General features: G+C 39.7%; 11 protein-coding genes. All 11 read right to left on the reverse strand.

Annotation, left to right across the window (positions count from 1 at the left end):
- Nucleotides 1-132: 132 nt before the first annotated feature.
- The 11 genes from rpsO to QUF49_RS10840 all read right to left on the reverse strand — a co-directional run bounded on the left by rpsO (nucleotide 133) and on the right by QUF49_RS10840 (nucleotide 12,130).
- Complete coding sequence (rpsO, locus tag QUF49_RS10790) at nucleotides 133-402, reverse strand: 30S ribosomal protein S15 (RefSeq protein ID WP_066240919.1); 270 nt, start codon at nucleotides 400-402, stop codon at nucleotides 133-135.
- A gap of 137 nt (nucleotides 403-539) precedes the next feature.
- Nucleotides 540-1,481 (reverse strand): riboflavin biosynthesis protein RibF, encoded by a 942-nt coding sequence (ribF, locus tag QUF49_RS10795; RefSeq protein ID WP_289495653.1) that lies wholly within the window; start codon nucleotides 1,479-1,481, stop codon nucleotides 540-542.
- A gap of 24 nt (nucleotides 1,482-1,505) precedes the next feature.
- Nucleotides 1,506-2,417, reverse strand: a complete 912-nt coding sequence (gene truB / locus QUF49_RS10800) for a tRNA pseudouridine(55) synthase TruB (RefSeq protein WP_289495654.1) — start codon at nucleotides 2,415-2,417, stop codon at nucleotides 1,506-1,508.
- Nucleotides 2,418-2,500: 83 nt separating this feature from the next.
- Nucleotides 2,501-2,884: a 30S ribosome-binding factor RbfA gene (gene rbfA / locus QUF49_RS10805; protein WP_066240910.1), complete on the reverse strand. Its 384-nt coding sequence runs from the start codon at nucleotides 2,882-2,884 to the stop codon at nucleotides 2,501-2,503.
- Between the two features lie 32 nt (nucleotides 2,885-2,916).
- Nucleotides 2,917-3,195 carry a DUF503 domain-containing protein gene (locus QUF49_RS10810; RefSeq protein WP_289495655.1) on the reverse strand — a complete coding sequence of 93 codons (279 nt, stop codon included), beginning with the start codon at nucleotides 3,193-3,195 and terminating at the stop codon, nucleotides 2,917-2,919.
- Nucleotides 3,192-5,474 (reverse strand): translation initiation factor IF-2, encoded by a 2,283-nt coding sequence (infB, locus tag QUF49_RS10815; RefSeq protein ID WP_289495656.1) that lies wholly within the window; start codon nucleotides 5,472-5,474, stop codon nucleotides 3,192-3,194. Before infB ends, QUF49_RS10810 begins: the two co-directional genes overlap by 4 nt.
- 15 nt (nucleotides 5,475-5,489) lie before the next feature.
- Entirely contained in the window at nucleotides 5,490-5,795 is a 306-nt protein-coding gene (locus QUF49_RS10820) for a YlxQ family RNA-binding protein (RefSeq protein ID WP_289495657.1), read from the reverse strand.
- Entirely contained in the window at nucleotides 5,792-6,058 is a 267-nt protein-coding gene (rnpM, locus tag QUF49_RS10825; RefSeq protein ID WP_289495658.1) for an RNase P modulator RnpM, read from the reverse strand. Before rnpM ends, QUF49_RS10820 begins: the two co-directional genes overlap by 4 nt.
- Nucleotides 6,059-6,078: 20 nt before the next feature.
- Nucleotides 6,079-7,182: a transcription termination factor NusA gene (nusA, locus tag QUF49_RS10830; RefSeq protein WP_289495659.1), complete on the reverse strand. Its 1,104-nt coding sequence runs from the start codon at nucleotides 7,180-7,182 to the stop codon at nucleotides 6,079-6,081.
- A 19-nt stretch (nucleotides 7,183-7,201) separates the two neighbouring features.
- The gene (gene rimP / locus QUF49_RS10835; RefSeq protein WP_289495660.1) at nucleotides 7,202-7,672 is read right to left on the reverse strand and encodes a ribosome maturation factor RimP; all 471 of its coding nucleotides are present in this window, start codon (nucleotides 7,670-7,672) and stop codon (nucleotides 7,202-7,204) included.
- A gap of 156 nt (nucleotides 7,673-7,828) precedes the next feature.
- On the reverse strand, nucleotides 7,829-12,130 hold the full coding sequence (locus tag QUF49_RS10840; protein ID WP_289495661.1) for a PolC-type DNA polymerase III: 4,302 nt from the start codon (nucleotides 12,128-12,130) through the stop codon (nucleotides 7,829-7,831).
- Nucleotides 12,131-12,190: the final 60 nt, after the last annotated feature.

Here is a 12,190-nt window from a genome sequence, read left to right on the forward strand (position 1 = left end):
TATCCTATCGCAGTCCTTCCTAAAAAGAAAAACTGTAAAGAATTTAGTAACCTGTATAAAATATTTCTGATTTGTCCGATTGTGTATTGTCTGCAATAAAAAAAGCGGGATTAAATCCCGCTTTTTGTTGGATTAACGACGTAATCCTAGTCTTCCGATCAATTCGCGGTAACGCGTGATGTCCTTGTTACGTAGGTACGTTAACAAGTTACGGCGCTTACCAACCATTTTCAATAGACCACGACGTGAGTGGTGATCTTTCTTGTGTGTACGCAAGTGATCATTCAACTCATTGATTTGTTCAGTAAGGATAGCGATTTGAACCTCTGGAGATCCAGTGTCCGTATCATGTACCTTATACTCGCTGATTAGTTCGTTTTTACGCTCTTGAGTAATAGCCATCCTTTTCACCTCCTTAATATTAGAAACACCAATTACCGAGCAAACGTCGGTGACTCGATTTGCCAAGCAACGGTTATGTGTACATTAAAATGTACAAGTATTATCATAGACTTTTTACGGAACAAATGCAAGTTTTTTTACTGCAGAGAATGTATGATTTCGTATGTTTTGCTTTTATCTGCATGTAACTGAGCGATCAGTTCCTCAATCCCATTAAATTTCTTTTCGTCTCGAATTCTCTTTAACCACGTAACACTAATGCTCTTTCCGTAAATTTCTTTGTTGAAGTCAAAGACATGTACTTCTAGAGACGGTTTTTTTTGATCATCCTTAAAAGTAGGTTTATACCCTACGTTTGCCATCGCAAAATATTTCTCATTATCGATGTATACTTCTACTGCATACACACCCACTTTTGGCAGTGAATATTCTTCTGTATCCAGATTTGCTGTAGGAAAGCCTATCGTACGGCCGCGTTTATCACCGTGAATAACAGTTCCGTTGAGTTTATATCTGCGTCCAAGGTAAGGGACGAGTTCCTCAACCAGTCCTTCTTTTAAAAAGTGGCGAATCAGTGTAGAGCTGATTTTTTCCCCGTCTTTTTCTATCTTTTCAATAACGGTTTGCCCAAACTGGCCGTTTGATTCTTTCACTAAAGTTTCTACGTTGCCTTTTCCATACTTTCCATAAGAAAAATCAAAACCGGTTACAACATGCTGAACATTTAAACCAATAATATACTGATCTACAAAGTCCTTTGTATCCAGAGCGGCAAAAACATGATCAAATTTCACAAGATAAAAACGTTCAACTCCCATATTTTCTAAAACTTTTTTCTTTTCTTCTAAAGGAGTGATATACGTCCAATTATGATCCGCTTTACCTAAGACAACTGAAGGGTGCGGATGAAAGCTCATTACAGCTGGAACAGCTCCGTTTTTGTTTGCCAGTTCCACAGCTGTGCGGATTACACGCTGATGGCCAACATGAATTCCGTCAAAATAACCTAATGCCAGAATGGTTGGCGGAAGGCTATCTTGTTGAAAGTGATGCGGATGACTAATAACAATCGTTTCCAAAAACTCACCTACTAACTTCTATCGTTAATCAATGGCTAACACTTTAACCGGTTTAATCAAACCTGGTTTTGAAGGATGTAATTCATAAATGGCTAGACATTTTCCTTCTTCATTATAAACACCAAACGGACTTTGTTCCAACTCTTTTGGTGCTTCAAGTACCGAACCATTTTTAATTTTAAAAAGAAGTTCTTCTTTTACAGTCCATTTTGGAAAATGAGATATCCCTTTTTCTAATGGAAACAAATAGTCTTCTAAAGGTTTTTCTCCACTTTCAAGCTGTTCAAACGTTACACAATCATCCATTGAAAAAGGTCCTGAAGCTGTTCTTACGAGAGATGACATATGTGCGGGATATCCCAGTCTCTCACCTATCTCTACAGCGAGCGTTCTTACATAAGTACCTTTAGAACATCTAACCCGGAAAGAAAATATAGGGTTATCTTTTTTAATCGTTTCATCTTCGTTCAAAAGTTCCAGTTCATATATCGTCACATTGCGTTTTGGCCGATCAACGGTTATCCCTTGTCTTGCGTATTCATATAGTTTTTTGCCGTTCACTTTTACTGCTGAATACATCGGTGGGATCTGCTCAATTTCTCCTGTCAGTGACTTTAAAATTTCTTTAACAGCAGCAACTGAAATGTCTGCCTCCACCGTTTTTTCTGTCACTTTTTCACCGTGAGCATCTTCTGTTTCAGTAGAAAAGCCTAGGCTGACTTCACCGATATACTCCTTGCCATAGTCAGACATGTACTCGGCGATTTTTGTTGCTCTTCCGATACAAATAGGCAAAACACCTGTAACTTCAGGATCTAACGTACCGGTGTGACCTACTTTTTTTGTTGAAAATATTCTGCGGATTTTAGCCACACAATCATGAGAAGTCATTCCGGCAGGTTTTTTTAATGCTAGTATTCCTTGTCTTGCAGTCATATACAGCTTCTCCTTCAATCACTTTATATCGTTTCAAGCAAAAAATGGATAGACAATTATGATAATTGCCTATCCATTTGCTATTATGGTTTCGGATGATCTTCATTCTCTTCGCTGTCTTCGTCTTCTCGTTTAATATCAGACAAAAGACTTTCGATCTTGCTTCCATAATTTAAGGATTCATCAAATTTAAAAAAGATGTCTGGTGTTTTTCGCATGCGAATTCGTTTACCGATTTCAGTACGAATGAAACCTGTTGCTTTCGCAAGGCTTCTTAGTGTTTGTTCCTTTTGGTCGGAATCACCAAACACAGAGACATATACTGTAGCCTGCTGCAAATCACCTGTTACATCAACCGCCGTAACGGTCACAAAACCTACGCGGGGGTCTTTGATTTTTCGGCCTATAATGTCACTAAGCTCTTTTTTCATCTGTTCCCCAATACGATTGGAACGGATTGTGCCCATTTTTTACTACACCCCGTTTCTTGCCACTTGCCTTATAGCCACTCAATGTTAGAATCAGTAACTTCTAATTCAGCAATAGATGTAATAATCGCAAGTGCTCTTTGCAATTCTTTTTCTGCTATTATTTTGTCCGAAGAAACGGTAACCATACTTATCTCTGCGCGCTGCCACAAATCTTGAAAATCCGTTTCAGAAACAGCTACATTTAAGCGTTGACGAACTCTATTTACCGCTTTTTGGACGACTGAACGCTTATCTTTTAACGACTGTGCTTCATATATGAAAAACTCAACCGTTAATAAGGCGATCATTTAACTTTAATTTCTTCCATGATGTAAGCTTCGATGATATCGCCTTCTTTAATATCATTGAACTTTTCTAACGTAATCCCACATTCATATCCAGCTGAAACTTCTTTAGCATCATCTTTAAAACGCTTCAATGCGTCGATCTTGCCTTCGTATGATACTACTCCATCACGGATTAAGCGAACTGTTGAGTCTCTTGTGATCTTACCTTCTGTAACGTAACAGCCAGCGATCGTACCTACTTTTGATACTTTAAATGTTGTACGTACTTCTACTTGACCGATTACTTTTTCTTCGAATTCAGGATCAAGCATTCCTTTCATCGCTGATTCGATTTCTTCGATTACATTATAGATAATGCGGTGCAGACGAACATCAACTTTTTCAGCATCAGCAGTACGCTTCGCACCTGTATCTGGACGAACGTTAAAACCAATTACGATAGCATTTGAAGCAGATGCGAGCATGATGTCATACTCGTTGATTGCTCCAACACCAGAGTGAATAATCTTAACTTTAACGCCTTCAACATCAATCTTTTGAAGCGATCCAGCAAGTGCCTCAACAGATCCCTGTACATCACCTTTGATGATGACATTGATTTCTTTAATGTCGCCTTCTTTAATCTGGTTAAAGAGGTCATCAAGATTCAGTTTAGAAGATTCTTTACGTTGAGCATCTTGTTGCTTTTTAAAGCGTGATTCCCCAACTTGTCGTGCTTTTTTCTCATCAGCAAAGACCATGAACTGATCTCCAGCTTGTGGAACATCGTTTAATCCTGTGATTTCAACAGGTGTTGATGGTCCAACAGTTTTAACACGGCGTCCAAGATCGTTCACCATCGCACGTACACGTCCGAAAGTGTGTCCGACTACGATTGGATCACCTACGTTTAATGTACCAGACTGAACAAGAAGTGTTGCTACAGATCCACGGCCTTTATCAAGCTGTGCTTCGATAACAGTTCCTGCTGCAGTACGGTTTGGATTTGCTTTTAATTCTTCAACTTCTGACACAAGGTTGATCATCTCAAGCAGGTCATCGATTCCGTCGCCTTTAATTGCAGATACGTTTACAAAGATCGTATCTCCGCCCCAAGCTTCAGAAACAAGGCCATGTTCAGTAAGCTCCTGCATAACACGATCAGGATTAGCAGCTTCTTTATCCATTTTGTTAACAGCTACAATGATCGGCACTCCAGCAGCTTTAGCATGGTTGATCGCTTCGACTGTCTGAGGCATAACTCCATCATCAGCAGCTACAACAAGGATCGTAATATCCGTTACTTGGGCACCACGAGCACGCATTGTTGTAAACGCAGCATGTCCAGGAGTATCAAGGAACGTAATTTGTTTTCCGTTGTTTGTGATCTGATAAGCACCGATATGCTGAGTAATTCCGCCAGCTTCACCAGCCGTTACCTTCGTGTTGCGGATCGCATCAAGAAGTGTTGTTTTACCATGGTCAACGTGTCCCATGATCGTAACAACCGGAGGACGTACTTGAAGATCTTTTTCATCGTCAACCACTTCGTAGTTTTCAAATTCTGTTTCATCAACGATGATTTCTTCTTCTACCTCAACATCATAGTCAGCTGCAATCAGTTCGATCGCTTCTTTATCAAGCTCTTGGTTGATTGTAGCCATGATACCAAGACCCATTAACTTCTTAATGATTTCAGAAGTATCTTTGTTTAATTTTTTTGCAAGTTCACCTACTTGAAGTGAATCTGTAAAAGTAATTTTGCTTGGCGTTTCAAGAACCTTTTTCTGTGGAGCTTGCTGCTGATGGTTCCCTCCGCCTCTATTTTGTTTGTTTCTGTTGTTTTGATTTTTGTTGTTGTTGTTTCTGTTATTGTTGTTTTGATTTCTGTTATTATTGCTGTTTCTGTTCTGATTGTTATTATTCTTGTTTTGGCCGCCTTGGCTGCCTTGGCTGTTTGTATTTGTGGACTTTGGTCCTTTAGTTTGTGACGAGTTATTGTTCTCTTTTTTTATTTTCATATTACTCTCTTTTTGAACTTCCTTTTTATTAGATTTGGTGTCGTTACCAGAGTTGCTATTTTTCATATCTGTTTTAGGGAGTTGATTTTGATTGGATGACTTTGCTTGATCTTTGTTTGTTTTAGGACGATATGCTTCGTCCAGTTTCTTAAGAGCTGCTTGATCAATCATAGACATATGATTTGCTACGTGGACATCCATCGTTTTCAGCTTTTCAATAATGTCTTTACTTTGAACATTTTTCTGTTTCGCATATTCGTATACGCGGATTTTACTCATATGTTCACCCCCGAGTTAGTGATCAAGAAGTTCCTTCAAACGCTTAGAAAATCCTTGATCATTTACAGCAACTACAACTCGTTGCTCTTTACCAATAGCCTTGCCCAAAATATTGCGATCTTCAATCCATACAAGATCAACTTTATAGAAGAGGCACTTATCAGTAACTTTTTTCTTTGTATTTTCAGAAGCATCTTTAGACAGCAAAACAAGTTTTGCGTTTTGCTTTTGTACGCTTTTAACAACTAGTTCTTCACCGGAAATGACTTTGCCGGCTCGAACTGCTATTCCAAGAAAGTTTTCCCAAGGAGATGGTTTCAAGATGTATGACTTCCTTTTTCTAGCTGTTCATATAAGTCAGCTGGAATTTTCGCTTTCAGATGTGACTCAAGAACCTTTTTCTTTTTTGCTTGTTCGATGCAAGCAGCTTCATGACAAAGGTAGGCTCCTCTTCCGGATTTCTTCCCTGACGTATCGACAGAGACTTCTCCTTCAGGCGAGCGGACAATACGTGTTAATTCTTTTTTAGCCTTCATTTCTTGACAGGCTACGCATTTTCTCATAGGAATTTTGCGTGTTTTCATTGTCTCCACCTCGTCTTCTCTTACTCTTCATCCTCATCAGTATCGTCGAAGAAATCATTTCGAGCGTTTGCAGGATCATATACGCCTGATTCTACTGCTTCTGTTTCACTTTTAATATCAATCTTCCAACCTGTTAACTTGGCTGCGAGTCGAGCATTCTGACCTCTTTTACCAATTGCTAGGGAAAGTTGATAGTCTGGCACGATTACCGTAGTCATTTTTTCCTCTTCGTTTACTTGAACTTCTAATACTTTTGCAGGACTTAGTGAATTTGCCACATAAACAACAGGATCTTCACTCCAACGAACGATATCGATCTTTTCGCCGTTCAGTTCATTTACGATTGTTTGGACACGCGCACCTTTTTGCCCGACACAAGAACCTACTGGATCCACTTCTGGATCTGCAGCATGTACGGCAATCTTAGAACGGTCTCCAGCTTCACGTGCGATCGATTTGATCTCAACAGTACCATCATAGATTTCAGGCACTTCAAGTTCGAACAAACGTTTTAATAAACCAGGGTGAGTTCTTGAAACCAAAATTTGAGGACCTTTAGTAGTCTTTTCAACTTTTGTGATATACACCTTGATGCGATCGTTCGTTGTATGCGATTCACCAGGCATCTGTTCAGCAGCTGGCAATAATGCCTCTACTCTGCCAAGGCTTACATACATATAGCGGTGGTCTTGTCTTTGAACAATTCCTGTAATAATGTCTTCTTCGCGGTCAATAAATTCTGAGAAGATAATTCCGCGTTCTGCTTCACGTACACGCTGTGTAACAACTTGTTTAGCTGTTTGCGCAGCGATACGGCCAAAGTCTTTTGGTGTAACTTCTTCTTCTACTATATCGTCAAGTTCATACCCAGGGTTAATCGCTTGTGCTTCAGCGACAGAGATTTCCTGACGGTCGTCCTCAACCTCTTCAACCACATTTTTTCTAGAAAATACACGGATACTTCCAGTGTCTCTGTTAAAATCAACACGAACATTTTGCGCTTGATGAAAATTACGCTTATAAGCAGAAATAAGGGCTGCTTCAATCGCTTCAATAATAACATCTTTGCTTATCCCTTTTTCTTTTTCTAACAATGTAAGTGCATCCAAAAGCTCGGTACTCATTTTTCTTCTCCCCTCTTCATTAAAAAACAACCGCAAGACGGGCATTCGCCACTTTTGTATACGGCAACTCTACCTTTTTCACTTGCGTTTTTACTCTAATCTCCATGAACAGCGTTTCACCGTCAAAGTCTTTTAAAAGTCCTTCATATACCTTTTCACCGTTAATGGGCTCATAAAGTTTAATGTTTACATTTTTGCCGATAGCATTTTTAACATCTTCAGGTTTCTTTAGCGGTCTCTCAACACCTGGAGAAGATACTTCTAAAAAGTAGGGCTGTTCGATCGGATCAAGTTCATCTAATTTTTCACTTAATTGCTCACTAACTGTCCCGCATTCTTCAATATCTACGCCACTCGTGGAGTCGATATAAACACGCAGAAACCAGTTTTTACCCTCTTTAACAAATTCAACGTCAACAAGTTCAAGTCCTAGTTTTTCAACGATTGGGGTTACAAGCTCAGATGTGAGCTCTGTAATCTTCTGACTCATTGCTGCCCTCCTTCTAACTGAATGACCTTAAAACGTAACGAAAGAGTGGGGAGCCCCACTCTTTCGTCGACAGTTATTCATTCAACAGTATTTCCAAAAATACTATACCATAACCAGTAAAATACTGCAACTTTCAGAATGCTTCAAAAGCCCGTATTAGAACAGTGAAAGCTGGTTTGCATCAGGCAATCCTTCCAGACAACCTTGGTCATCTAAATACTCAATAATCGTCTTTGATAGCTTAGCTCGCTGCTGAAGATCTTCTTTTGAAAGAAATTCTCCTTGCTCTCTTGCTTTCACAATGTTAAGTGCTGCATTCGTCCCAAGTCCCGCTATCGAATTAAAAGGCGGAATAAGCGTATCGCCCTCAACTAAAAAGTCTGTTGCACTTGAACGGTACAAATCGATTTTTTGGAAGGAGAGTCCTCTTTCACACATCTCTAACGCCAGCTCAAGCACAGTTTGAAGATTCTTTTCTTTTGTAGAAGCATCTAGGCCTTTAGCCGAGATGTCCTCAATCTTTGTACGAAGTGCCTTTGAGCCTCGAATCATGGATTCTACATCAAAATCATCAGCTCTTACAGTGAAGTAAGCAGCATAGAACCAGATCGGATAATGCACTTTAAAATAAGCAATACGAACGGCCATTAAAACGTATGCAGCCGCATGGGCTTTCGGGAACATGTATTTAATCTTTAAACATGACCCAATATACCAGTCAGGAACATCATTTTGTTTCATCTCATCGATCCATTCATCAGGAAGACCTTTACCTTTACGTACACTTTCCATGATTTTAAAGGCTAGTGAAGGATCAAGGCCTTTGTAGATGAGGTAGACCATAATATCATCACGGCACCCGATAACATCTTTTAGTACACACGTTCCGTTTGCGATCAGTTCGTTGGCGTTGTTCAGCCAAACGTCTGTACCGTGTGATAATCCTGAGATCTGAACAAGCTCAGAAAATGTGCTTGGCTTTGTTTCTTCAAGCATCTGCCTTACAAACTTTGTTCCAAACTCTGGTATTCCAAGTGTACCTGTCTTACACATGATCTGTTCATCCGTAACACCTAACACTTCTGGTCCCGAGAAGATTTTCATTACTTCAGGGTCAGAAGCTGGAATGGTCTTCGGATCGATTCCGCTTAAATCTTGCAGCATACGGATAACGGTTGGATCATCGTGGCCTAATATATCAAGTTTTAACAGGTTATCGTGAATAGAATGGAAATCAAAGTGAGTTGTTTTCCACTCTGATGAGCTATCATCAGCTGGAAACTGAACAGGACAAAAATCATAAATATCCATATAATCAGGAACTACAATTATTCCGCCCGGATGCTGTCCGGTTGTTCTTTTTACCCCTGTACAGCCTGATACGAGACGGTCTACTTCTGCAGAACGAATGGTTAAGTTATGGTCACCCGCGTAACCTTTAACATAACCATAGGCAGTCTTTTCAGCAACAGTACCAATCGTACCCGCTCGATACACATATTCTTCACCAAACAGTTCTTTCGTGTAGTTATGTGCTCTTGGCTGATATTCGCCAGAGAAGTTCAAGTCAATATCGGGTACTTTGTCTCCTTTAAATCCTAAGAACGTTTCAAACGGAATATCTTGTCCATCTTTTATATATAGAACATTACATTCAGGACACTCTTTATCAGGCAGATCATAACCAGATCCGACGGTACCATCATTAAAGAAGTGTGACTCTTTGCAGTTCGGACAAACATAATGCGGAGGCAGCGGATTAACTTCTGTAATCTCAGTCATGGTCGCAACAAATGACGAACCTACTGATCCACGTGACCCTACAAGATATCCATCGATCAACGATTTTTTAACGAGCTTATGAGATATCAAGTAAATAACTGCAAAACCGTGTCCAATTATACTCTTTAGTTCTTTTTCCAGTCTTTTCTCAACGATTTCAGGAAGGTTTTCACCATATATACTTCTTGCACGGTCGTAACTCATCGATCGAACTTCATCATCCGCACCTTCGATTTTCGGTGTATAAAGATCGTCAGGTATCGGCTTGATCTCTTCAATACTGTCTGCAATATATCTAGTGTTTTCACAGACTACCTTTTCCGCTTTTTCTTCACCTAAGAAGGAGAACAAATCAATCATCTCATCCGTTGTCCGGAAATGAACTTCAGGAAGCGTTTGTCTGTTCAGCGGATTAGCTCCGCCTTGTGAAGAAATTAAAATCTTTCTGTAGATCGCATCTTCAGGATTTAAATAATGCACGTTTCCTGTTGCTACAACCGGTTTATTTAATTTCTCGCCTAACTGAACGATGTTGGAAAGAATATCTCTTAAGTTCATCTCATCAGCAACAAGTTCTCTTTCAATAAGGTGATAATAGTTACTAGGCGGCTGAATTTCTAGATAATCATAAAACTCTGCAATCTTTTCTACTTCTTCTATCGGCTTTTGCATCATGCCTTCAAAAACTTCACCTTTGTCACATGCAGATCCGACTAAAATACCTTCTCGCAATTTACTGAGTCGTGAACGCGGAATACGCGGTGTTCTAAAAAAGTACGAAAGATGTGATTCTGAAACGAGTCTATATAGATTCTTCAGACCTTCTTGAGTTGCAGCCAGCAGCGTGCAGTGAAATGGCCGTGAGCGCTGGAATCCGCCTTGACCCATGTTATCGTTCAAGCGGTCATGATAGAAGATTTCTTTTTCAAACGTCTCTTTTAACAGCTTCCATAAAAGGTACCCTGTCGCTTCTGCATCATAAATCGCACGGTGATGCTGTGTAAGTTCAATGTCAAACCTTTTACAGAGCGTATTCAGTCTATGATTCTTTAACTGAGGCAGTAAGAATCTGGCAAGTTCGAGTGTATCGATCACGGGATTCTTCGCTTCACCTAAGCCTATTTTTCGCAAGCCTTCGTTTAAGAACCCCATGTCAAAGCTTGCGTTATGAGCAACAAGAATATCATCACCCATAAATGCGTGGAAATCTCGAAGTACTTCTTCAATTTCAGGCGCGTTCTCAACCATATCATCTGTGATTCCTGTTAGATTGATTGTCGTCTCTGATAAAGATTCATGAGGATTCGCAAATCTTTCAAATCGATCAATAATTTCTCCGCCTCTTACCTTCACCGCTGCCAGTTCAATAATTTTATTATAAACCGCTGATAATCCCGTAGTCTCAACGTCAAAAACAATGTATGTCTCTTCTGAAAGTTTTCTAGGCGCTTCATTGTATGCAATAGGAACACCATCATCTACCAGATTGGCTTCAAGTCCATAGAGAATTTTAATTCCGTTTTTCTTGCCCGCACTATAAGCTTCAGGAAAGGATTGCACACCAGCATGATCTGTAATAGCAACAGCAGGATGTCCCCATTTTTTGGCTTGTCCCACAAGCGAGGAAACAGAAGATACCGCGTCCATCTGACTCATCGGTGTGTGAAGATGGAGTTCTACACGTTTTTTATCTTCCTCAGCTAAGTCTTTTCTGTACTCAGGCTTGATCTCATTAATATCGTTTGCAATCATAACGAGGTCTCTGACAAAGGTATCATTTTGAATACCGCCTCGTACCTTCAACCACATGCCCTTTTGTATTCCTTGGAGAATTGGGATATCTTCTTTATCACGAGAAAATATCTTAATTAATAGTGAATCTGTGTAATCCGTAATTTTAAATGTCAGTAAAGTACGGCCGCTTCGAAGTTCTCTTGTTTCAGCATGAAACACGTAACCTTGTATCGTAATACGTCTTTCTTCATCTTGAATTGTTTGGATCGGTACCGGTTCATCCTTAATTGAGTAACCAATCATTATATCTGTTCTTGTAGCAGGACCATCTGCTTTATTAGCTGACTTTTCTTTTTCAACGAGCGCTTCCATCACTTTATTCTGATCTTCTTGTTTCCGCTGTTCTAAAAATTTCTGATAATCTTCTTCAGAATGTTTTATTTCCGTCTTCACCATTACTGAATGAAAACCGAACTGACTGTACAACTCTTTAATAACTGGAGATAGTTTTCTCTGTACTAAAGTTTCTTCTGCATCGTTTCGAACCGTTAAGCACAAAAAATTCCCATCCGCTATCGGGTCTTGAATAGAAAGCATACTAGACAGACTTGGACCTGTGGTCTCAACTAACTTTTCTTTACATAACGGCCAATAGCCAAGAAGTTCTTCTGACTGATAGCTCTCTTTCGTTTGCAGTGAAAAAGTCACTTTTGCAATATGTTGAAAGGTTTGATGAAGACTAGAACTAAACCACGCATAACCTTCTGCTGTTAGCGGACGATTGATTGCGATGGAAAAGTGCCAGCTTCGATTCGTTTTATCTATAGTGAGTTTTTCGATTGTCCCTTCCGAAAAACCGGTTTTCATCTCATCAGGAATTCCTAATTGTTCTAAAAGAAGCGACAGCCTTTCTTGTCTGATCTGCTGATCATTTCCGCTCATAAGAACCTCCTTTTAAAGGGGTTTATTAAGATTTTGATAGCTCAACTAACGTACGTTTCC

It is taken from the genome of Fictibacillus sp. b24 (assembly GCF_030348825.1).
Classification (GTDB): Bacteria; Bacillota; Bacilli; order Bacillales; family Fictibacillaceae; genus Fictibacillus.

Excerpts from the sequence above, each read along its gene's own strand:
- rpsO (WP_066240919.1), bottom strand. The coding sequence starts at position 402 with ATGGCTATTACTCAAGAGCGTAAAAACGAACTAATCAGCGAGTATAAG.
- truB (WP_289495654.1), bottom strand. The coding sequence starts at position 2,417 with ATGACTGCAAGACAAGGAATACTAGCATTAAAAAAACCTGCCGGAATG.
- rbfA (WP_066240910.1), bottom strand. The coding sequence starts at position 2,884 with ATGGGCACAATCCGTTCCAATCGTATTGGGGAACAGATGAAAAAAGAG.
- QUF49_RS10810 (WP_289495655.1), bottom strand. The coding sequence starts at position 3,195 with ATGATCGCCTTATTAACGGTTGAGTTTTTCATATATGAAGCACAGTCG.
- infB (WP_289495656.1), bottom strand. The coding sequence starts at position 5,474 with ATGAGTAAAATCCGCGTATACGAATATGCGAAACAGAAAAATGTTCAA.
- rnpM (WP_289495658.1), bottom strand. The coding sequence starts at position 6,058 with ATGAAAACACGCAAAATTCCTATGAGAAAATGCGTAGCCTGTCAAGAA.
- nusA (WP_289495659.1), bottom strand. The coding sequence starts at position 7,182 with ATGAGTACCGAGCTTTTGGATGCACTTACATTGTTAGAAAAAGAAAAA.
- rimP (WP_289495660.1), bottom strand. The coding sequence starts at position 7,672 with ATGAGTCAGAAGATTACAGAGCTCACATCTGAGCTTGTAACCCCAATC.
- QUF49_RS10840 (WP_289495661.1), bottom strand. The coding sequence starts at position 12,130 with ATGAGCGGAAATGATCAGCAGATCAGACAAGAAAGGCTGTCGCTTCTT.